Annotated in this window: 21 protein-coding genes; 12 read left to right on the top strand and 9 right to left on the bottom strand. The window is 70.1% G+C overall.

Going from position 1 to position 20,387, the window contains the following annotated elements; all coding sequences use genetic code 11:
* Position 1: 1 nt before the first annotated feature.
* Positions 2–1,666 (bottom strand): class I adenylate-forming enzyme family protein, encoded by a 1,665-nt coding sequence (locus tag ACFY1H_RS13920; protein ID WP_386946625.1) that lies wholly within the window; start codon positions 1,664–1,666, stop codon positions 2–4.
* Positions 1,667–1,780: 114 nt separating this feature from the next.
* On the opposite strand from ACFY1H_RS13920, the gene ACFY1H_RS13925 reads away from it, so the two are divergent.
* Positions 1,781–2,938 carry an acyl-CoA dehydrogenase family protein gene (locus ACFY1H_RS13925; protein ID WP_386946627.1) on the top strand — a complete coding sequence of 386 codons (1,158 nt, stop codon included), beginning with the start codon at positions 1,781–1,783 and terminating at the stop codon, positions 2,936–2,938.
* A 49-nt stretch (positions 2,939–2,987) separates the two neighbouring features.
* Here ACFY1H_RS13925 and ACFY1H_RS13930 read toward each other — a convergent pair whose 3' ends face one another.
* Positions 2,988–3,662 (bottom strand): hypothetical protein, encoded by a 675-nt coding sequence (locus ACFY1H_RS13930; RefSeq protein ID WP_386946629.1) that lies wholly within the window; start codon positions 3,660–3,662, stop codon positions 2,988–2,990.
* Positions 3,663–3,769: 107 nt separating this feature from the next.
* Between ACFY1H_RS13930 and ACFY1H_RS13935 the strand changes: the two genes are divergently transcribed.
* Entirely contained in the window at positions 3,770–3,955 is a 186-nt protein-coding gene (locus ACFY1H_RS13935) for a hypothetical protein (RefSeq protein ID WP_386946631.1), read from the top strand.
* 149 nt (positions 3,956–4,104) lie between these two features.
* Positions 4,105–4,782: a hypothetical protein gene (locus tag ACFY1H_RS13940; RefSeq protein WP_386946633.1), complete on the top strand. Its 678-nt coding sequence runs from the start codon at positions 4,105–4,107 to the stop codon at positions 4,780–4,782.
* Here the strand turns inward: ACFY1H_RS13940 and ACFY1H_RS13945 are convergent.
* Positions 4,779–5,621 carry a helix-turn-helix transcriptional regulator gene (locus ACFY1H_RS13945; RefSeq protein ID WP_366575357.1) on the bottom strand — a complete coding sequence of 281 codons (843 nt, stop codon included), beginning with the start codon at positions 5,619–5,621 and terminating at the stop codon, positions 4,779–4,781. The two genes, ACFY1H_RS13940 and ACFY1H_RS13945, sit on opposite strands and share 4 nt — an antisense overlap.
* A gap of 104 nt (positions 5,622–5,725) precedes the next feature.
* On the opposite strand from ACFY1H_RS13945, the gene ACFY1H_RS13950 reads away from it, so the two are divergent.
* Positions 5,726–6,742 (top strand): aldo/keto reductase, encoded by a 1,017-nt coding sequence (locus tag ACFY1H_RS13950; protein WP_386946634.1) that lies wholly within the window; start codon positions 5,726–5,728, stop codon positions 6,740–6,742.
* A 65-nt stretch (positions 6,743–6,807) separates the two neighbouring features.
* On the opposite strand, the gene ACFY1H_RS13955 is transcribed toward ACFY1H_RS13950, so the two are convergent.
* On the bottom strand, positions 6,808–7,353 hold the full coding sequence (locus ACFY1H_RS13955) for a QsdR family transcriptional regulator (RefSeq protein WP_366575353.1): 546 nt from the start codon (positions 7,351–7,353) through the stop codon (positions 6,808–6,810).
* 83 nt (positions 7,354–7,436) lie between these two features.
* Here ACFY1H_RS13955 and ACFY1H_RS13960 point away from each other — a divergent pair, with 83 nt between their 5' ends.
* From ACFY1H_RS13960 to ACFY1H_RS13970, 3 genes are all read left to right on the top strand, one after another.
* Entirely contained in the window at positions 7,437–8,228 is a 792-nt protein-coding gene (locus ACFY1H_RS13960; RefSeq protein ID WP_386946636.1) for an alpha/beta fold hydrolase, read from the top strand.
* A 124-nt stretch (positions 8,229–8,352) separates the two neighbouring features.
* A complete protein-coding gene (locus ACFY1H_RS13965) occupies positions 8,353–9,141 on the top strand; it encodes an alpha/beta fold hydrolase (protein ID WP_386946638.1) in 789 nt (262 codons plus the stop codon).
* Positions 9,142–9,268: 127 nt separating this feature from the next.
* Positions 9,269–10,162, top strand: a complete 894-nt coding sequence (locus ACFY1H_RS13970; RefSeq protein ID WP_386946639.1) for an esterase/lipase family protein — start codon at positions 9,269–9,271, stop codon at positions 10,160–10,162.
* Here ACFY1H_RS13970 and ACFY1H_RS13975 read toward each other — a convergent pair.
* A complete protein-coding gene (locus ACFY1H_RS13975; protein WP_386946640.1) occupies positions 10,155–10,343 on the bottom strand; it encodes a GNAT family N-acetyltransferase in 189 nt (62 codons plus the stop codon). The two genes, ACFY1H_RS13970 and ACFY1H_RS13975, sit on opposite strands and share 8 nt — an antisense overlap.
* 402 nt (positions 10,344–10,745) lie before the next feature.
* Between ACFY1H_RS13975 and ACFY1H_RS13980 the strand changes: the two genes are divergently transcribed.
* Both ACFY1H_RS13980 and ACFY1H_RS13985 read left to right on the top strand, forming a co-directional pair.
* Positions 10,746–11,171, top strand: a complete 426-nt coding sequence (locus tag ACFY1H_RS13980) for a hypothetical protein (RefSeq protein ID WP_366575343.1) — start codon at positions 10,746–10,748, stop codon at positions 11,169–11,171.
* Positions 11,172–11,374: 203 nt separating this feature from the next.
* Complete coding sequence (locus tag ACFY1H_RS13985) at positions 11,375–12,121, top strand: DUF1206 domain-containing protein (RefSeq protein WP_386946889.1); 747 nt, start codon at positions 11,375–11,377, stop codon at positions 12,119–12,121.
* Positions 12,122–12,124: 3 nt separating this feature from the next.
* On the opposite strand, the gene ACFY1H_RS13990 is transcribed toward ACFY1H_RS13985, so the two are convergent.
* A complete protein-coding gene (locus tag ACFY1H_RS13990; protein WP_386946642.1) occupies positions 12,125–13,975 on the bottom strand; it encodes a GTP-binding protein in 1,851 nt (616 codons plus the stop codon).
* A gap of 252 nt (positions 13,976–14,227) precedes the next feature.
* Here ACFY1H_RS13990 and ACFY1H_RS13995 point away from each other — a divergent pair, with 252 nt between their 5' ends.
* Positions 14,228–14,659 (top strand): DoxX family protein, encoded by a 432-nt coding sequence (locus ACFY1H_RS13995; protein WP_386946644.1) that lies wholly within the window; start codon positions 14,228–14,230, stop codon positions 14,657–14,659.
* A gap of 6 nt (positions 14,660–14,665) precedes the next feature.
* On the opposite strand, the gene ACFY1H_RS14000 is transcribed toward ACFY1H_RS13995, so the two are convergent.
* The 3 genes from ACFY1H_RS14000 to ACFY1H_RS14010 all read right to left on the bottom strand — a co-directional run bounded on the left by ACFY1H_RS14000 (position 14,666) and on the right by ACFY1H_RS14010 (position 18,336).
* A complete protein-coding gene (locus ACFY1H_RS14000; protein WP_386946646.1) occupies positions 14,666–15,367 on the bottom strand; it encodes a TIGR03089 family protein in 702 nt (233 codons plus the stop codon).
* Positions 15,368–15,389: 22 nt separating this feature from the next.
* Positions 15,390–16,733, bottom strand: a complete 1,344-nt coding sequence (locus ACFY1H_RS14005; protein WP_386946647.1) for an LCP family protein — start codon at positions 16,731–16,733, stop codon at positions 15,390–15,392.
* A 64-nt stretch (positions 16,734–16,797) separates the two neighbouring features.
* A complete protein-coding gene (locus ACFY1H_RS14010; RefSeq protein WP_386946649.1) occupies positions 16,798–18,336 on the bottom strand; it encodes an LCP family protein in 1,539 nt (512 codons plus the stop codon).
* Positions 18,337–18,474: 138 nt separating this feature from the next.
* Between ACFY1H_RS14010 and rfbB the strand changes: the two genes are divergently transcribed.
* Together rfbB and rfbD are read left to right on the top strand one after the other, a co-directional pair.
* The gene (rfbB, locus tag ACFY1H_RS14015) at positions 18,475–19,467 is read left to right on the top strand and encodes a dTDP-glucose 4,6-dehydratase (protein WP_366575332.1); all 993 of its coding nucleotides are present in this window, start codon (positions 18,475–18,477) and stop codon (positions 19,465–19,467) included.
* A 34-nt stretch (positions 19,468–19,501) separates the two neighbouring features.
* The gene (rfbD, locus tag ACFY1H_RS14020) at positions 19,502–20,386 is read left to right on the top strand and encodes a dTDP-4-dehydrorhamnose reductase (protein ID WP_386946651.1); all 885 of its coding nucleotides are present in this window, start codon (positions 19,502–19,504) and stop codon (positions 20,384–20,386) included.
* Position 20,387 lies beyond the last annotated feature (1 nt).

The following is a 20,387-nucleotide window of genomic DNA, read 5'->3' on the forward strand; positions in this document are numbered from 1 at the left end:
GTCAGGGCAGCTGCTTGCGAAGCTCCCGCTTCAGCACCTTCCCCGCCGCCGACACCGGGATCTCGTCGACGAAGTGCAGCTCCCGGATCCGCTTGTACGGCACCACCTTCTCGTTCACGGCGGCGATCAGCCCGTCGGCATCGAGGTCGGCATCCGGCCGCCGCACCACGAACGCGACGGGCAGCTCGCCGACGTCGGCCTGCGGGCGGCCGACCACCGCGGCCGTCGCGACGCCCGGCAATGCGATGAGCAGCTCCTCCAGCTCACGCGGGAAGACGTTGTACCCCTTGTACAGCAGCATGTCCTTCTTGCGGTCCACAATGGACAGGTAACCGTCGTCGTCGAGCACGCCGATGTCGCCCGTGTGCAGCCAGCCGTCGACGAGCGCGGCAGCCGTTTCGTCCGGCCGGTTGCGGTAGCCGCGCATCATCTGCGGCCCCCGCAGGCACACCTCGCCCTCGGCGCCGGCGGGCAGCGGGGTCTCGTCGAGGCCGACGATCTTCACCTCCGTGTCGAAGATCGGCCCGCCGACGGAGCCCACCTTGCGCACACCTGAGCGGTACGACGGTGAGATCACCGCGCCCATCGTCATCTCGGTCAGCCCGTAGCCCTCGGCGATCACGACGCCGGGGAAGCGCTCGTGGAGCGCGCGGATCATCTCGTGGTTCATCGGCGCCGCGCCGGAGCCGATGCTGCGCACGGACGACAGGTCGGCCGTGTGGAACGCGGGCGTCGCCAGCAGCGCGGCGAACAGCGCGGGCGCGCCGCCGAGTGAGGTGACGCGCAGGCGTTCGGCATCGGCGACGTACGCGGCCGGATCGAAGCGCGCGTGCAACACGGTCTGGGTGCCGCTGAGCAGCAGGGCGTTGAGGCCGGCGATCACGCCCATCGCGTGGAACCACGGTGTCAGGTTGATCGCGACGCCGGTGCCGAGGCGCCCGGGCCACTCGTCCTCGCTGCCGATCTGGTCGAGAATGACGTCACCGTGCGTGTCCAGCGTCGGGACGGACCCGCTGCTCCAGCACGCGCTCTGGATCGTGTTGGCCACGATGTTGCGGTGCGTGAGCTCCACGCCCTTCGACCGGCCGGTCGTGCCGCCGGTGTAGGCGAGGTGGGCGAGGTCGCGGTGGACGTCGATGGCCACGTCGGGCCGGGTGGCGGGCGCTTCGGTGAAGAACTGCTTGAACTCCACGACGTCGTGGGACCAGGCGGGCGCGCTCGGCGCGACGACGATCGTCAGCCGGGCCGGGATCCGGTCCGCGACCGCCGCGACGGTGCCCGCGACCGGCCCGAACGTGACCACGGCGGCGGCTTCGCAGTCGGTGAGCTGGAAGGCCAGGTCGTCGGGCGGGAGCAGCGGGTTCGTGGGGCTGAAGGTCGCGCCGGCGAGCAGGGTGCCGTAGTAGGCGATGGGGTAGGCGAGGCAGTTGGGCAGGTGGATCGCGACCACGTCGCCGTGGCCGATGCCGCGGGCGAGCAGGGAGTTGGCGAACTTGCACGCACCTGCGTAGGTTTCGGTGAAGGTGAGGCTGTCGTCGCCCATGGCGAACGCGGTGCGATCACCGAAGCGGGCGGCGGCGCCGGCGAGTATCGAACCCACCGGAACCTCGGGGTAGGTGAGGGAAGCGGGCAATCCGGGCGGCGGCGTCGACGCGGTGATGGCCATCACCCGACCTTACGAAGAGTGCGGCCAAGGACACAAGATCGAGCGGAGCGCCCGGCGTGAACGAGCGCTAACATCGACAAAACTCTCCCCATTGCTGCAGAGAAGGTGACGGAAGTGGCCGAGGGCCTGTACCAGCTTGCCGAGGAGCACGAGGAGCTGCGGGCCGCGGTCCGGGCTCTGGCCGAGAAGGAGATCGCGCCCTACGCGGCCGACGTCGACGAGAACGAGCGGTTCCCGACCGAGGCGCTCGAGGCGCTGAACAAGTCGGGCTTCAACGCCGTGCACATCGGCGAGGAGTACGACGGCCAGGGTGCCGACGCCGTGGGCGCCTGCATCGTGATCGAGGAGGTCGCGCGGGTCGACGCGTCGGCGTCGCTGATCCCGGCGGTGAACAAGCTCGGCACGCAGCCGATCATCCTGTCGGCCTCGGAAGAGCTGAAGAAGATCGTGCTGCCGTCGATCGCGCGGGGCGAGGCGATGGCCTCGTACGCGCTGTCGGAGCGCGAAGCCGGCTCGGACACCGCCTCGATGCGTGCGCGGGCGAAGCTCGACGGTGATCACTGGGTGCTCAACGGCACCAAGGCGTGGATCACCAACGCGGGTGAATCTTCGTGGTACACGGTGATGGCCGTGAGCGATCCGGACGCGGAGAAGAAGTCCAACGGCATTTCCGCGTTCGTCGTGCACAAGGACGACCCGGGCTTCTCCGTGGGGCCGAAGGAGAAGAAGCTCGGCATCAAGGGCTCTCCGACGCGCGAGATCTACTTCGAGAACTGCACGATCCCGGCCGAGCGCATCATCGGCGAGCCGGGCACGGGGCTGAAGACGGCGCTGAAGACGCTCGACCACACCCGCCCGACCATCGGCGCGCAGGCGCTGGGCATCGCGCAGGGTGCGCTGGACGCCGCGATCGCGTACGTCAAGGACCGCAAGCAGTTCGGCAAGTCGATCTCCGAGTTCCAGGGCGTGCAGTTCATGCTCGCCGACATGGGCACGAAGATCGAGGCGGCCCGCCACCTCGTCTACGCCTCCGCCGCCGCCTCCGAGCGCGGCGACAAGCGCGCGGGCTTCATGGCCTCCGCCGCGAAGGCCTACGCGTCCGACATCGCGATGTCCGTGACCACCGACGCCGTGCAGCTCTTCGGCGGCGCCGGCTACACCCGCGACTTCCCGGTCGAGCGCATGATGCGCGACGCGAAGATCACGCAGATCTACGAAGGCACGAACCAGATCCAGCGCATGGTGATGGCCCGGGCTCTGCTCAAGGGCTGAGGTTCTCGGCTTTTCGGCCCGCGCACCTTTTCCGGGTGCGCGGGCTTTTTCATTGCCGTCGCCAGCCGGCGCGGATCTTGGCGGCGTCTTCGATCCGGTAGAGGACGTCGAGGCAGATCAGTTCTTTTTCTTCCAGTTGCAGCAGCCTTGACTCGGTTTCGGGGTCGGTCGCGTCCGCGTTTTTCGCCAGATTGATGCGCTGTTGTTTGAACGATTCCCGCTGCTCGCTCCAGGTGCCGGCCAGACGGTGCAGGTCTCGGGCGGTGTAGCGCAGGATCTCTTGCAGGCTGGGGACTTCGCGTTCGACGAAACGGCTTTGCAGCGTGCGGACTTTTTCCTCGGCGTCGTCGCGGTGGCGGTTGGCGGTGTCGGCGGCGTCGGTCGCGGATTCCAGTTCTTCCGTCGCTTGGGACAGTTGTTCGAACAGGCTTGACCGCGCGGGCAGGACCATGTTCGCGAGCGAAGTGTCGAGGACCTTCGCGATGGCGACCGCTTCACTGAGGCGAATTGTCCGGCCGGTGGTGCCGTCGGCGTGTTTCTCGATGCGGGTGATGGCCGTGCTGTCGAGTTGGATTCCCACTCGTTCCAGCTTCTTCGCGAGCCCAGCCTGGGACACGCCCAGCTCTTCTCGCAGCGCACGCATGTTGAGGGCGAAGGTGCGCTCGGCTTGGGCGCCGATGGCGTCGCCGGGCGCTTCGCGCGGTGGTTCCGGGAGATCCTGCACGAGGAGCAGTGTAGTGCTTGACGCGCAGCGCCGCTTGAGGCACGCTGGGTGACAGCGGTGCTGATGGAGCACTGTGCTGCACGAGGAGCAGTGGATGAGGAGTGTTGATGGCGAAGACGTGGTCCACCGAGCGGCAGACGGTGCTGGTGCACGTCGAAAACCGGGACTGCTGGGCCGACGTCGAGGTCGACGGCGCCGGGGCGCGCGAGCTTGCCGCGCAGCTGGTTGCCGCGGCGGAGTTGATCGAGGTGCCGTCGAGGGGGATCGAGGTGCCGTTGCGGGGAGCGGCGTGACGAAGAGGACTCGGCGGTCCTTCGCGCGATTCCCGGCGGAGGCAGAAGAATCGAGGTGAGGGGTGGAGAAATGAGGGCCGAGCTGTGGCCGCCGGGTGGCTTCCGGTGGGGCGATCGCTGGGCCGGGCGCTCGGCAGGAAGGGAGTGGGATGGCGTTTGCGGAAGAGGCGTTCGCCGCGTTCAGGCGAGGGGAGACCGACGCTGTCGAGAGGATGAGTCGCACGGAGCTCGCGCGGGCGAAGGCCGCGGGTGACGCGGTCGGCGAGGTCGATGCGTTGTGCATGTTGGCCCGGGTCGCCGTGCGGGGTGGGGACTTGGCCGGGTGCCGGGAGCTGGCCGTGGCGGCGCTCGAGGTTGCGCGCCGCAGTGGTGACTCGGCGTTGGAGCGGGGGCCGGTGCATGTGCTGGCGGCGGTGGCGCGGATGAAGGGAGAGCTGGAGGAAGCGAGGGAGTTGTTCGCGCGGAGCATCGCGTTGCGGGAGGAGGCGGGGCTGGCCGATCTCGTGGTCTGGGAGCAGCTGAACCTCGGGTACGTCGAGCTGGAGTCCGGCGATGTCGGGCGGGCGCGGGAGTTGTTCGAGGGAGTTCGGCGGTACGCGAGGGAACACGACGTCGGCGACCTGGTGCCGTACGGCGAACTCGCGAGTGCCGTGCTGGCGGAGAGGGATGGCGACGCCGCTGAGGCCGTGCGGTTGCTGGCGGAAGTGGACCGGGCGTTGCCGGAGCGGGGCCAGGTGCTCGATCCTGACGACGCCGAGGTGCGGGAGGCGTTGCGAGCGCGGCTGGTCACGACACTGGGAGAGGAGGGGTGTTCGACGGAAAGCTAACCGTCCACTTTGGCCGGTGACGTCCAGCTCGCCAGGAGGCGCAGGCGTTCCTCGGAAGGGGAGCCCGGCTCGACGGTCGTGATGCCGAGGGTCTGCTCGGGGTCGTCGACGGGGGTCATGGCTTCGTAGCCGAGGGTCAGCTCGCCGACGAGCGGGTGGTGGTAGTGCTTGACGCCGTGGGTGCGTTGGAAGACGTCGTGGTCGGCCCACCAGTGGCGGAAGTCCTGGTCGCGCACGGAGAGTTCGCCGATGAGCTCCGCGAGGGCGGGGTCGTGTGGGTAGCGGCCGGCGTACAGCTGGAGGGTGGCGACGACGCCGCGGGCGGCGCCTTCCCAGTCGGTGTAGAGGCCGCGGACGGTGTCGTCGAGGAAGATGAGCCGGGCCATGTTGCGGGAGCGAGGAGGGAGGGCGTCGAAGTCGGCGTAGAGGGCGCAGGCGAGGCGGTTGGCGGCGAGCACGTCCATGCGGCGGCCGAGCACGATGGCCGGCACGTGGTGGAGGCTGTCGAGCACGAGCTGCAGGCCCGGGCGCACGCGCTGGGGCGGCAGGGGCCGCGGCCGTGAGCGCGTGGGCTTGGCGAGGGTGAAGAGGTGGGTGCGCTCGAGGTCGTTGAGCTGCAGGGCTCGGGAGATGGCGTCGAGGACGGACTCGGAGACGTTGAGGTTGCGGCCGCGTTCGAGGCGGACGTAGTAGTCCACGCTCACGCCCGCGAGCTGCGCGACCTCCTCGCGGCGGAGGCCGGGCACGCGCCGGGGGCCGGGGTGCGGGGTGAGGCCCGCGTCGGCGGGGGTGATCTTCGCTCGGCGCGAGCGCAGGAAGTCCCGGAGTTGCTCGCTCATGCGATCCAGCGTAGGGCCGATCGCCGCCGCGAGAGGGGGTCTGCTGGACCCCCGGTGGAGGGAGTCCTCTCACCTCGGGAGCGAACGGTGGTTGCGTGGGAACCATGAAACGACGCATTCTCGGCGGCACCGGCATCTCCGTGAGCGAATACGCGCTCGGCACGATGATGTTCGGCGCCATGGGCAACACCGACCACGACGAGTCGGTCCGCATGATCCACGCGGCGATCGACGCCGGCATCAACTTTCTCGACACGGCCGACGTGTACTCGGCCGGGGAGTCGGAGGAGATCGTCGGCAAGGCGCTCGCGGGGCGGCGCGACGCGGTGGTGCTGGCGACCAAGTTCGGCCTCCCCATGGGCGAGGATCCGAACCAGCGCGGCGGCTCACCGCGCTGGGTCAAGCGGGCGCTGGAGAACAGCCTGCGCCGGCTCGGCACCGACTACGTGGACCTGTACCAACTGCACCGTCCCGACCCGGACACCGACATCGACGAGACGCTCGGCGCGCTGTCGGACCTCGTGCGCGAGGGCAAGGTGCGGGCGATCGGCAGCTCGTTCTTCTCGCCGGAGGAGACCGTGGAAGCGCAGTGGACGGCCGAACGCCGCGGCCACCACCGCTTCCGCACCGAGCAGCCGCCGTACTCGATCCTCGCGCGCGGCGTCGAGCAGCGCGTGCTGCCGACCGCGCAGCGCTACGGCATGGGCGTGCTCACGTTCGGCCCGCTCAACTCGGGCTGGCTGTCCGGCCGCGCGGACCCGACCGCCGGGCACCGCAACGCCGGCCGCGGCGCGCAGATGTTCGACCTCTCGCGGCCGGGCGTGCAGGCGAAAGCCGACGCCGTGGCCGAGCTGACCAAGCTCGCCGCCGACACGGGGATCTCCGTGCCGCACCTGGCGATCGCGTTCGTGCGCGCGCACCCGGCGGTCACGTCGGTGCTGATCGGCCCGCGCCGGCCCGAGCACCTCACCGACCTGCTGGCCGGCGCCGACGTGGAGCTGAGCGACGACGTGCTCGACCGCATCGACGAGATCGTGCCGCCGGGCGTCGACGTGCACTCGGGCGACTTCTACATCAACCCCACACCGGCGATCCTCGACAAGCGCTTGCGCCGGCGCTGAACCACCGGCCGCGGCGGTCACTTCGCGAAGCGCTTGCGGCCGGCGCTGAACCACCCAGCCGCGGGTTACTTCGCGGTGGCGAGCAGCAGGCCGATGACCTGAACGGCGTCGTCGAGCCGGGGTTCGCCGCCGAGGAGCTGGGAGTACATGAACGAGTCGCCGATGCGGATCACGGCCTGGGCGACGGCCTCGGTCGGGGCGTCGAAGTGGAGGCCGTTACGGTCGAGCAGTTCGGTGAACAGGCGCGCCGCGCGGGACTCGACCTCGCCGGGTGACATGATCACCTTCGCGAACAGCACGGGGTCACGGCGCGCGAGGTCCTTCAGGGGCGCGAGCGTGACGACGGTGCGCATGAACCGCTCGACCACCACGAGCGTCCGCGTGAGGCCCGGGGGACCGGTCACGCCGGACTCGATCGCGAGGTAGGTCCGTTCGGTGCTGTCGGCGAGCACGCGCCCGAGCAGCTGCTCGTGGTTGCCGACGCGGCGGTACAACGTCGCGCGGCTCAGGCCGAGTTCGGCCGCCAGTGCCGACATGTCGATCGGCCGGCCGCGCAGGTACGCCTCGGTCGCCGCGCGGACGACGTCGTCGGTGGAGGGTGGGCCGGCCATCCGCGCAGTATGGCCGAGTCCGCTTGCCAAAACACCTCGAACGTGAGACAAAACGTTTGTCTGTCTCAATGCGGAGGTGCGGTGTGGCCACGGTGACCGTGAACGGTGGGCAACAGGTCCACTACGTCGACCACGGTGGCGACGGCCCGGCCGTCGTCCTGCTGCACAGCTTCCTGATGGACGTCGACATGTGGCTCCCGCAGGTCGAGGCGTTCCGCGGTGACCACCGCCTGATCGCGATCGACGAGCGCGGCCACGGCGAGACCCCCGCGGACGGACCGTTCGACTACTGGGACATCGCCCGCGACGCGCTCGCGGTGCTCGACCACCTCGGCTTCGACCGCGCCGCCGTGATCGGCACCAGCCAGGGCGGGTTCGTCGGCCTGCGCATGGCGCTGCTCGCCTCCGAGCGCGTGACCGCGCTGGCCGTGCTCGGCACGTCGGCCGACGCGGAGCCCGCCGAGGTCGCGGCCGTCTACCGGCAGCTCGGCGACGTGTGGGCACAGGACGGCCCCGACGGCGTGATCGACGGCGTCGCCGCCATCTGCTTCGGCGACAGCTTCGACGCCACGGCGTGGAAGGCCAAGTGGCGCGAGCACTACCAGGGTGAGCAAGCCCGCCTGCTGATCGGCGCCCTCGCCGGCCGCGACAGCCTCCTCGACCGCCTCGGAGAGGTCCAGACCCCGGTGCTGGTCCTGCACGGCACGGCCGACCGCGCCTACCCCCTCGAGAAGGCCGAAGAACTCGTCAACGGTCTGCCGAACGCGAAACCGCTGGTCACGATCGCGGACGGCGCGCACTTCCTCAGCCTCACCCACGCCGCCGACGTCAACCCGCATCTCAAGAGTTTCCTCGCCGCGCACGCCGCGCGCTGATCCACGCCACACCGGCGAATCGGCGGCGGAGACCAGGCATTCGGGTGAGGATTTCCCAGCCTCTTGCCCGACCCGGGCGCATGTGAGACATGTGCCATGCTGATCCCGAACGCGGAGGTGTCGGATGGCCACGGTGACCGTCAACGGTGGGCAGCAGGTCCACTTCGTCGACTACGGCGGTGACGGCCCCGCTGTCCTGCTGCTGCACAGCTTCCTGATGGACATCGACATGTGGCAGCCACAGGTCGAGTCCTTCGGCGCGGACTACCGGCTCATCGCGATCGACGAACGCGGCCACGGCGCCACCCCGGCCGACGCGGACTTCGACTACTGGGACGTCGCCCGCGACGCGTTCGGCGTGCTGGACCACCTCGGCATCGAGCGCGCCGCCGTGATCGGCACCAGCCAGGGCGGGTTCATCGCCCTGCGCATGGCGTTGCTCCAACCCGAGCGCGTGACCGCGCTGGCCGTGCTCGGCACGTCCGCCGAGAAGGAGGCCGAAGGCACCGCCACGGTCTACCGGCACCTGATTGCCGCTTGGCTCGAAGCCGGGCCGGAGCCGCTGGTCGACGGCATCGCCACGTTCTGCCTGGGCGACTTCGAAGCGTCCGACTGGAAGACGAAGTGGCTCAAGGTCCCCGGGGAGAAGTTCCAGCGGATCATGGAGACCCTCGTCAGCCGCGACAGCGTGCTCGAACGCGTGGGCGAGATCCAGGCGCCGGCGCTCGTGCTGCACGGCAGCGGCGACAACGAGTACCCGATGGCCCGCGCCGAGTCGCTCGTGGCCGGGCTCCCCAACGCCGAACCGCTGGTCACGGTCGTGAGCGGCGCGCACTTCCTCAGCCTCACCCACGCGTCGGACGTGCAGCCCCACCTGAAGAAGTTCCTCGAAGCCCACGCTGCGGGCAAGTAACCCACTTGGAGGAGTTTCCGTTCCTCTCTCAACGCGTTAACTGATCAGGTGACTGGGGTCACCATCGGTTCACAGAGAGGTGGAGCGGATGGGCGTGCGCGCGTTCGGGCGTCGGGTAGTGGTTCTCATGGCGGCACTGGGAGCGGTCGCCCTGAGTACCGGCACCGCGGACGCGGCGGTGAAGGAGCCGACCGGCCCGGTCCAGCCGAACATCATCTCGGCGGCGCTGTACTCCGTGGTGCAGCCGACCATCGCTCCACCGGGCGCCAACGACTGGAACTGCAAGCCTTCCGCCGAGCACCCCAACCCGGTCCTGCTGTCCAACGGCACCACGGCCAACGCGTACGAGAACTGGGCCAATCTCTCGAAGGTGCTCGCCGACCACGGCTACTGCGTGTTCGCCGGCAACTTCGGCGGCTCGCCGGGTAGCTTCCTGCAGACCGTCGGCCCGGTCGCGGGCACGGCCGCGCAGCTCGCGCAGTTCGGCGACAAGGTCCTCGCTGCCACGGGTGCGGCGAAACTGGACATCGTCGGGCACTCGCAGGGCGGCATGAACCCGCGCTACTGGATCAAGTACCTCGGCGGTGCCTCGAAGATCGGCAAGCTCATCGGCCTCTCGCCGTCGAACTACGGCACGAGCCTGTTCGGCCTGCTCAGCACGCTGCAGGCCATCCCGCCGGTGCGTGACCTCGTGGGCCTCGCGTGCGCGTCGTGCAACGAGCAGTCCACCGGCTCGGCCTTCCTGACCGACCTCAACGCCGGCGGCGACACCGTGCCCGGCATCGACTACACCGTGATCCAGACGAAGTACGACGACGTGGTCACGCCCTACACCAACGCGTTCCTCAAGCCGGCGCCGAACGTCGAGAACATCGTGCTGCAGGACGTCTGCTCGGCGGACTTCACCGACCACCTCGGCATCCCGTACGACCCGATCGCCGAGCGCGAGGTGCTCAACGCGCTCGACCCGGCGCACGCGCAGACCCCGAAATGCGTGTTCGTGCCTCCGGTGATCAGCTGAGCGACTGGTACATCACGTGCAGCCCGACGTACCCGTGCGTCGGGTGGTGGAAGGCCCCGGGCACCGTGCCGATCACGGTGAAGCCGAATGATTTCCACAGGGCGACCGCTCGGGTGTTGGTCTCGACGACGGCGTTGAACTGCACCTTGCGGTAGCCCTCGGCGCGCGCCCACTCCAGCATGTTCTCGCCGAGGGCGCGGCCGGCGCCTCGCCGGCGGAAGCGGGCGCCACCATAAAGCTTGCGGTCGCGATGTGCGAGCCCGGTCCTTCGCGGTTCGGCCCCATCTTCGCGGAGCCGAGAATGTCACCGAAATTGTTCACAATCACGGCTGTGCGCGATGGCGGGGATGCCAGCCAGTAGTCGCGGGCGGCCTGTTCTCCCAGGTCACGGGGCAGCGCGTAGGTCTCACCGGCGGCGACGATGGTGTGCAGGAACGGCCAGATGGCGGGCCAGTCTTCGCCCGTCGCGTCGCGGATGAGCACGTAACGAGGATTCCAGAAGTAGGTACAAACGCGAACTCTTTTCGTCCCGTTGTGCCATTCCGGTTGTGCAGGCCCGCGGCAGAGTGTCACAGTCGTCGACATGTTCTGGCCGGTCCCTGACACCTGGAAGCCGAGCGACGATGCCGAGCTGGTCGCCGGCTGGCGCTTGTGGCTCGAGCTGAGCGACCGCGCCTGGCCCACGGCCGCGTGGGACGGCACCCCTGCCGACGCGGTCAAACAGCTGCGCGAACTGCTCGACGCCTTGGACGACATCGAGACCGTGTACCGCGAGTCTTCCGCCGACCCGTCGGAGGAGTTCGTGCACGTGATCCAGGCCCTGGCCCTGTGCGCGAGCGCCGTGATCGGCCTGTGGTGGGACGACTTCGCGCCCCTGGACTCCGACCGCGCGCCCAAGCTCCACGAAGACCTGCAGCGCTTCGCCGCGCACGCCGAACAGGTCCTGACGCTCCTGGCCACCCACGGCGGCTGGGCCGCCCTCGACTCCGTCCGCCGCGGCCCGGCCTGAGTCCACACGCGACAGTCGATTGAGCCGAACGGCCCAATCGCCGGGCTAATCCTGTCCAGGCGGGTAGCGGCGGTCATCGGCGGGTAAGCCTCCGGGAACGGAGGTGCCCGATGACCGCTCCCCAGTCCGCCGCAGCCGCGGCGAGATCGCACGTCGAAAACCCGCGCCGCACCAAGGTCGCGCAAACGCTCGGCCGCGCCGGAATGGCGTGTTACGGCTTGGTGCACCTGATCATCGCCTACCTCGCGCTGCGCATCGCCTTCGGCGGTGGCACCGGTCAAGCCGCGGACCAGAACGGCGCGCTGCAAGAGATCGGCTCCAACGCGTTCGGCACCGCGGTGCTGTGGGTGCTCGCGGTCGGGCTGATCGCGTTCGGCTTGTGGCAGGTGCTCATGGCCGCGACCGGGTACGAGTGGGTGTCCGGCGGCAAACGGGTGCGCAAGCGCCTCGGCTCGGGCGGCCGCGCGATCGTGGTGTTCGCGCTGGGGTACAGCGCGATCCGGATCGCGGTCGGTGCCGGTTCGTCCGCGGGCAACCAGCGCCAGCAGGAGGCCACCGGGAAGGTGCTCGCGTTGCCTGCCGGGCCTGCCCTCGTGGTGGTCGCGGCGTGCTGCGTGGCCGCGGTCGCCGTCGCATCCGGTGTGAAGGGTGTGCGGCAGTCGTTCCTGGAGGACCTCGACACCTCAGAGCTGCCGCGGGGCACCCGGCGCTGGGTGGCTCGCCTCGGCACGGGTGGGTACGTGGCGAAAGGCGTGGTCCTCGCGCTGGTGGCCGTGCTGCTCGGGTATGCCGGTCTGCAGTCCGACGCTCGGGAGGCCGGCGGTCTCGACGCGGCGCTGCGGACGTTGGCCGGGCAGCCGTTCGGCGCGGTGCTGCTCACGATTGTCGCGTTAGGACTCGCGGCTTTCGGTGCGTACTGTTTCGGGGCGGCGTGGGCGCACAAGCGGTGACGCTCAGCGCGGCCGGTATTCGGCGAACTCACTGAAGAACACCCCCTCGCCCTGTGTGAGTGCGGGCAACGCCTGTTCGAACTCGTGCACGGACGCGGCCGGGATCGTGCCGGTGACGGTGCAGCCGGTGGCCGTGACCGCGGGCTCGTCGGGCACGGCGCGCAGCTCCACGAGCTTGCGGAGCACGCCGCTCACCGCGTTCGCCGGGGCCTCGACTTCGAAGCTGTGCACGGGTTCGTGCATGCGGGTGCCGGCGGCGCGCAAGGCTTCGGCGACCACGAGCGCGGTCATGCCGCGGAAGTCGCCGGCTGTGGTGAGTGGCGGGAAGAACGCGGCGTCGGTCAGGGTCACCACGCAGTCGATCACCGGGCGCGGGCGGTGGCTCAGCTGAGCTCGCACGGTCTCCTCGATGGCCTTGTGGAACGCCAGCGGCAGCGACCCGAGCTCCACGCCCAGCCGGTACCCGACGCCGGAGGCCGGCGGGCCGGGTTCCACGCGCAGGCCGACGGTGGCGAAGAAGTACACGCGTTCGTCAGGTGCACGGCGGCCCACGGCGTGGCCCGCACGGCAGAGGCGTTCGACGAGCAGGACGCGGGACTCCTCGAACTCCGCGGCCAGGCCGAAGTCCTCGGCCAGCGTCGAGCGGATCACCTCCTTCTGGACTTCGCCGTAGAGCCGTACGGAGACTTCGTGTTCGTGGCGGCGGACGCTGATCAGCGGGTCCTGTTCGGACAGTCGTTCCAGCGCCGAGTACAGGGCCACGGCGTCGTCCGGGTCGACGGGCCGCACCACCGTCTCCAGGCTGGGCGGGGCGAAGAATCCGGGCTCGGCCAGGGGGTCGGCGAGACCCAGGTGGTCGCCGATCCGCATGTCCTTCAGTCCCCAGACGCGGGCGACGTCGCCGGCGCACGCCAGGCCGTCGACCGGGGTGGCGCCGTGTTCGTAGACGCGCACGGCGGACGCGCGGCCGGTCAGCTCGGTGACCGTGCCGTCGGATTCGCGGCGGTGGAAGGGAAACGGCGTGCGCGGGCTCAGCGAGCCCGACCGCACTCGGACGTACGCGATCTTCTCGCCGGCGCGCCCACGTTCGATCTTGAACACGGTGGCGGCCAGCTCTCCGGCGTCGGTGCGTTCCCGTGCCGGAAACAGGTCCCGGACGCGCGAGAAAAGCGCGGCCACGCCCGCGCCGGTGATCGCCGAGCCGAAAACCACCGGGTGCACGGCTCCGCGTGCGACCTGGCGAACGAGGGCCGCGTGGTAGTCCGGTTCCCGTCCCGCTACATAGGACGCGAGGAACTCGTCGTCGTCCGCCAGGGCTTCGGCCAGGTGCTCGCCGGGCGGCAGCGGCACGGGTTTCGCCTGCGGCGTCCCGAGCCCGGTCACCGTGTCGAGGGCGACGCAACGCGGGGAAAGCCGGGTGCGCAGGGCGTCGAGCAGGGTGGATTCCTGCGCGCCCAACCGGTCGATCTTGTTCACGAACACGAGCACGGGAATGCCGAGGCGGGTGAGAGTCCGCATGAGCACGCGGGTCTGCGCCTGCACACCCTCCACTGCGGACACGACGAGCACGGCGGCGTCGAGCACGCCGAGGGCACGTTCGACCTCCGCGATGAAGTCGGAGTGACCGGGGGTGTCGACGAGCGTGAGCCGGTGCTCGCCCGTGGTCACGGCGACCACGGCCGACTTGATGGTGATGCCGCGGCGGCGTTCGAGCTCCAGGGAATCGGTCTGGGTGTCGCCGGAGTCGACGCTGCCGAGCCGGCCGATCACGCCGGTCTCGAAGAGCAGGCGCTCGGTCAGGCTGGTTTTACCGGCGTCGACGTGCGCGAGAACGCCAAGGGTGAGGGTCTTCATGGGTGGGTGAGGTCCTCATCGATGCGATGGACAGGCCGAACTGGGGTCGGTCGGACTGTCGGCGCATCGGGGTCTCCTCACCGTCTCGGACAGGGCGGTCGGCACGATACCGCTCGGTGACGGACGCGTACAGCGAGTATTTTCCGGTGCCTGTCGGTTTCCTGTCGATCACTCGCCGAAGCGGGCTTCGGTGGTGCGACCCGACCTACTGTGGGCCGGGACAGTGGGAAGATCACCGATCAGGAGTTTTTGATGGACACTCGAGTCAAGGATGTCGCCCTGCTGCTCGGCCGGATCGGCGTGGCAGTGGTTTTCTTCGCCCACGGGGTGCAGAAGTGGAACAGTGGCATCGGCGCCACTGCGAACTTCTTCAGCCAGGTCGGTGTCCCGCTGCCCTCGGTCGCGGCGGTGTTCGTGATCATCCTCGAGGTGCTCGGCTCGATCGCCTTCGTCGCCGGCTTCCTGCTGCCGGTGATCGCCCTCGGCTACGTCGTCGACATGACGGGCGCGCTGCTCTCGGTCCACGTGTCCAACGGCCTCACCGGCGACAACGGCTACGAACTCGTGCTGGTGCTCGGCCTGGCCGCCCTCGCCCTCGGCTTCAACGGCGGCCGCCTGTCGGTGGACCACGTGCTGTTCTGGCGCAAGCGCGAGGCGCGGCCGGCCGAGCTGGAAACCGTCTGACGTTCGTCAGCCGAGGTCGGTCGTGGTGCGTTCGGCGTCGCGTTTGCGGTCGAGCTTCGCCGGGTCCGCGTGGGTGACCTGGACGAGGTGGGCGCTCGCGGCCAGGGGCACGAGGAAACCGTCGAGGACGCCGTCGGGGATGGTCCAGTCCAAGGTGGACAGAGCGCGGTCGGCGGCGGTCAGGCCCAGCTTTTCGGCGCGCGCACGGGCTTCCGAGAGAATCTCGTCCACAGTGGACGAGCCGAGCGCGGGAGTGTCGCCCGGGATGGCCGACATCGGGGTGAACTGGTCGCCCGACATCCGCGCCTCGGTGAGGTAGTCGAGCGCGCCGCCCGCCGGGGGAGTGGACAGGCCGCGGCCCATCGGGTCGAGGGAGACCACGGCGACGGCCGGGGCGTCGACGGAAGCGTCGGGGCCGATGAACACCACGCGCGCGCCGTTGGGCTCGGGGACGACGCGGGCGCCGCACCACCAGGCGCCGAGCAGGATGCCGGCGGTCTGCCAGTGGGCGGGCAGCTGCACGGCGACGTCGTCGCCCGGCTCGACGTCGAACTCGTCGACGAGCCAGTTGGCCGTCTTCGCGGCCCAGTTCAGCGTGGTCGCCACCGACAGCTCGACGCGGCTGCCGAGCTGGTCGTCGTAGTGCGTGATCAGCGGTTTCGCGGGCGACGCCAGCAGCGGGCGCAGCAGCTGTTCGGTGAGGCTCATGCAGTCCAGGCTAGCCGGGGCTTCAGTCGACGCACGGCACGCCGGGGATGCCCGATTGCAGTTGGAGTACGGGTGCACCCGCCGCGGCCCCGCCGCCACCCATCGGCGCGCGCCCGACCAGGCCGGCCACGAACTTGCGCACCGCCGTCGGGTCGACCTCGACGATGCTCTGCCCGTCGGCGCTGCGGCCGTTGGCCGTGATCACCGGCACGGTCGTGAAGTTCAGGTCGCCCGACGCCACGCCCTTCACCTGCTGCGCGAAGTCGAGCACGTCGAGGCCGTCGTCGAGCGTGATCGAGCGGTGCACGGCGTCCATCAGGCTGCTCATCGTCGACGGGCTGGTCAGCGTGCCCGCCGACAGCACCTGGTGCAGCGCCGAGGACAGGAACGCCTGCTGCCGCACGATCCGGTCGAGGTCGCCGTGGGGCAGGTTCTTGCGCTGGCGCACGAACGACAGCGCCTCGCCGCCGGACACCGTCTGCACGCCGCGGCGGAAGTCCGCGCCCGAGTCCTTGTCCGACGTCGAGTGGTTCAGGCACACCTTCACGCCGCCGAGGGCCTCGGTGAGCAGGTAGAAGCCCAGCAGGTTGATCTCGGCGTAGTGATCCACGCGGATCTGCGTGAGGTCCTGCACGGTCTGGACCAATACCCGGCGACCCTCGCTGTCGGAGTCACGCTCGATCTTCGCCTGGTCGCGCTCGCCCTTGGCGCGCTCGGCGTCCGCGAACTGGGCCTTCGCCACGCCGTACGCCGAGTTGATCTTCGCCTGGCCGCGGCCCGGGATGTCGACCCAGCTGTCGCGCGGGATCGAGACGCCCGACGGCTTGCTGCCGTCCTTCGGGAAGCGCAGCAGGATGATCGTGTCGGTGTTGATCCCCGCCTTCTCCTCGGTGCGCAGCGACTTCAGCATGCTCGTCGGCAGCGGGTTGCCCTGCGCGTCGGTGCGCGCGTCGCTGCCGACGAGCAGGATGTCGGTGGCGCCGTCGTCGGCGGGCGGGGCCGGCGGTTCACCCGCGCGGGGGGTGAGGACGTCGGTGGTGGGGACGTTGCTCTGCAGCTGGTCCTTCGTCACGTACGCGTAGCCCGTGGCGCCCAGCGCCAGCACCGACACGAGCCCGAGCGCGATCCGCCGGGTGATGCGGCCGGCGCGGCCCGGGCGGACACGCGGGGTCCGCACCGTCGGCTGTGGCAGGTCCAACCGGGGGTAGGGCGACGGCTTCCACTCGGAAGACTCCGCGGATTCGTCACTGTCCGTGTCCGATTCCGGCGTCTCGGCGGCCTCAGCCGGCTCGACGGCTTCTTCCGGCGACGGCTCTGCCGGCTCCCCGCCCTCGACCCGGTCCGGCTTGTCCTCGTTCTCATCCACCCCAAGTACCTCCCCATAGCCCAGCCTAGAGGCCCGCCCCGGCCGCCACGCTGAGTGCCCGACTCTAGTTGACGCAGGGCACTCCGCCGGCCGTGATCGGCGGAGCGGGTGGTGCGGCCGGCGCGGTGGGCGCGGTGGGCGTTGTCGGGGTGGTCGTGACCGTCGATCCCGACCCGGCGCCCGCGCCGCGCCGGTCCTTGCCCAGCAGCACGCGCACGTGCCCGGCGGTGACGTCGGAGTCGGGCTCGGCCTCGAGGTCGCCGCCGAGGGCCTGGCGGACCAGCGCGAGCGCGGCGTCGTCGGCCGGGTTGTAGCGGATCACGGTGCTCGCCCGGGCGGACAGCTTCGTGTCACCCGCGAGCTTGAAGCCCTTGCCCTGCAACAGGGTGTGGGTCTGCGTGGCGACGTCGGCGCCGCTGCCGTCGAACAGCTCGACCGTCACGGCGCCGGCGCCGGGCAGCGTGGCGGGCGTCGAGGTCGGGGTGTCGGGCGTGCCGTCGGAGGTGAGCCGGTCGACCTCCGCCTGAACCTGGGCCGGGTCGACGCGCAGCACGTCGGCGCCGCCGATCACCGCGTTGCCCTGCGTGGGGATGGTGTGGAACTCGACGTTGCCGCCCGTCAGGCCGCGCATCTGCTCCGCGAACTCGGTGAGGTCCCAGCCCTCGGAAAGCACCACGGACTTCTTCACCGCGGCCACGAGCTGCGCGATCTTGGCCGGGTTGGTGAGCACGTCGCCGGAGAGGACCTTGTTCGCCAGCCCCGAGAGGAACGCCTGCTGGCGCGCGATGCGGTCGAGGTCACCGTTGGGCAGGCCGTAGCGCTGGCGCACGAACGCGAGCGCCTGCACACCCGAGATGCTCTGGCGGCCCGCCGGCAGGTCCACGCCGGACTTCTTCTCCTTCACCGGCGCCTTGAGGCACACGTCCACGCCGTCGATGGCCTTCGTGATCTCGTAGAAGCTCGCGAGGTTCACCTCGGCGTAGCGGTCGATCATGCCCGGCTTGCCGATGAACTTCTCCAGCGTCGCCACGAGGTTCTTGCGACCGGCCACCTTGGACTTCTGGTCGACGTCCTTGAGGTCGGTGTCACCCTGGTTCTGCAGCGTCTTGAACGTGTCGTTGTAGGCGTACACATACGCGCTGTTGAGCTTGTGCTTGCCGAAGCCGCCGGTGATCTCCACCCACGAGTCACGCGGGAAGGAGATGGCGACGGCGTGCTGCCCGTTCTGGGGGATGTGCACCAGGATCATCGTGTCGGTCTGCTTTTCACCGTCCGCGATGCCGGCGTGGAGCATGTCGAGCACCTCGCGCGGCAGCGGGTTGCCCTGCGCGTCGGTGCGGCTGTCCTGGCCCACGAGGAGGATGTCGATGGCGCCGTCGAGCGGCTTGGCGTGCGCCTCGGGCTGGTCGAAGATCTGCGTGGTCGTGAACCCGGTCTGCGGGTCGCCGATGAACTGCCAGCCGTACCAGGTCAGGGCCAGGATCACGATCGAGAGGATCGAGAGCACGACCTTGCCACCGCGGCGCAGCCCGACGAGCACGCCGCGGCCGTGCGCTGCCGGTACCCGCTGCGACGGCAGCGGAGACCCAGGCCACTCGGTCACGCGTTCCTCCCCCACCCATGCCCCGTGGGCACCGGAGTGCCTTCGGGAGACTCTACCGAGTCTCGGGTGGGTCATCCGTAGTCTGGTGGTCGGATTGCCCGGTCGGGCACGAGAAGCGGGCACGAAGGGTGGAGAAGGATGCGAGTCCTGGTCACGGGCGGTGCGGGATTCATCGGATCGCACTACGTCCGGCAGGTGGTTTCGGGTGCCTACCCGACGCTGCGTGACGCCGAGGTCGTGGTGCTGGACAAGCTCACGTACGCCGGCAACGAGGCGAACCTCGACCCGGTCGCCGACAGCCCCCGCCTGCGGTTCGTCCGCGGCGACATCTGCGACGCGCCGCTGGTCTCGGACCTGATGCGGGGCATCGACCTGGTGGTGCACTTCGCGGCGGAGTCGCATGTGGACCGTTCGATCCTGGGCTCGGCCGACTTCGTGCTCACCAACGTGCTGGGCACCCAGACGCTGCTGCAGGCCGCGCTGGAGGCGGGCGTCGGCAAGTTCGTGCACGTGTCCACCGACGAGGTCTACGGGTCCATCGCGGACGGTTCGTGGTCGGAAGACCACGTGCTGGAGCCGAATTCGCCGTACTCCGCGTCGAAGGCGTCGTCGGACCTGATCGCGCGCTCATTCTTCCGCACGCACGGCCTGCCCGTGTGCGTCACACGGTGCTCGAACAACTACGGCCCGTACCAGTTCCCTGAAAAGGTCATCCCGCTCTTCACCACCAACCTCCTCGACGGGCTGAAAGTGCCGCTCTACGGCGACGGCCTCAACGTGCGCGACTGGCTCCACGTCGACGACCACTGCCACGGCATCCAGCTCGTCGCCGACGGCGGGCGCGCCGGCGAGATCTACAACATCGGCGGCGGCACGGAGCTCACCAACCGCGAGCTCACCGGGCGGCTGCTCGACGCGGTGGGCGTCGGCTGGGAGCGGGTGGAGCCGGTGGCGGACCGCAAGGGCCACGACCGGCGCTACAGCGTCGACATCACCAAGATCAGCTCCGAGCTCGGTTACGCGCCGCGGGTGTCCTTCGAGGACGGTCTGGCAGGTACGGTGCGCTGGTACGCCGACAACCGCGCGTGGTGGGAGCCGCTGAAGGGCCGCGCCGCGCTCGGTACGTCCTGAGGATTTTTCGTGCTTTTCGTGTGGAGGTAAGACGGTGCGGCTCGCTCTGCTCGTCCCCGGCGGTTCCGGCCAGCTCGGCCGCGACCTGGCAGCGCTCGCGGGTCCCGAGGTGGAGGTGGTCGCGCCGGCTTCGGCGGAGCTCGACGTCCGCTCGGCCGGCGAGGTGGTCCGGGCGCTCGACGCGCTGGTTTCCCGGGCCGCCGCCTCGGGTGTGGCGCCGGTGGTCGTGAACGCGGCGGCGTACACGGCGGTCGACGCGGCCGAGCAGGACGAGGTCCGCGCGTTCGGGGTGAACGCCGACGGGCCGCGCGTGCTCGCCGCCGTGTGCTCGTCGCGGCGGGTGCCGCTGGTGCACGTGTCCACGGACTACGTGTTCCCGGGCGACGCTTCGCGGCCGTACGAGGTCACGGACGAGCTCGGACCGAAGAGCGCGTACGGGCGGACCAAGGCCGCCGGCGAGGACGCGGTGCTCGGGTCCGGCGCGTCGGCCTGGGTGGTGCGCACGAGCTGGGTCTACGGCAAGAGCGGGGCCAACTTCGTCAAGACCATCCAGCGGCTGGAGGGCGAGAAGGACCAGCTGACCGTGGTGGACGACCAGACCGGGTCGCCGACGTGGTCCGCGGACCTGGCCGCCGGGGTGGTGGAGCTGGCCGGGCGGATCGCGGCCGGCGAAGGTCCGTCGTCGCGGGTGCTGCACTGCACCGGCGAGGGCGAGGTGACGTGGTGCGGGTTCGCGAAGGCGATCTTCGAGGAGATCGGCGCGGACCCCGAGCGGGTGCGGCCGTGCACGACCGAAGAGTTCCCGCGGCCGGCGCCGCGACCCGCGTATTCGGTGCTGTCCAACGCGTCCTGGCGCGAGGCGGGGCTGACGCCGTTGCGGCCGTGGCGCGAGGCGCTCGCAGAGTACTTCCGGAGCTGAC

This window comes from Amycolatopsis sp. NPDC001319 (assembly GCF_042896185.1).
GTDB lineage: Bacteria > Actinomycetota > Actinomycetes > Mycobacteriales > Pseudonocardiaceae > Amycolatopsis.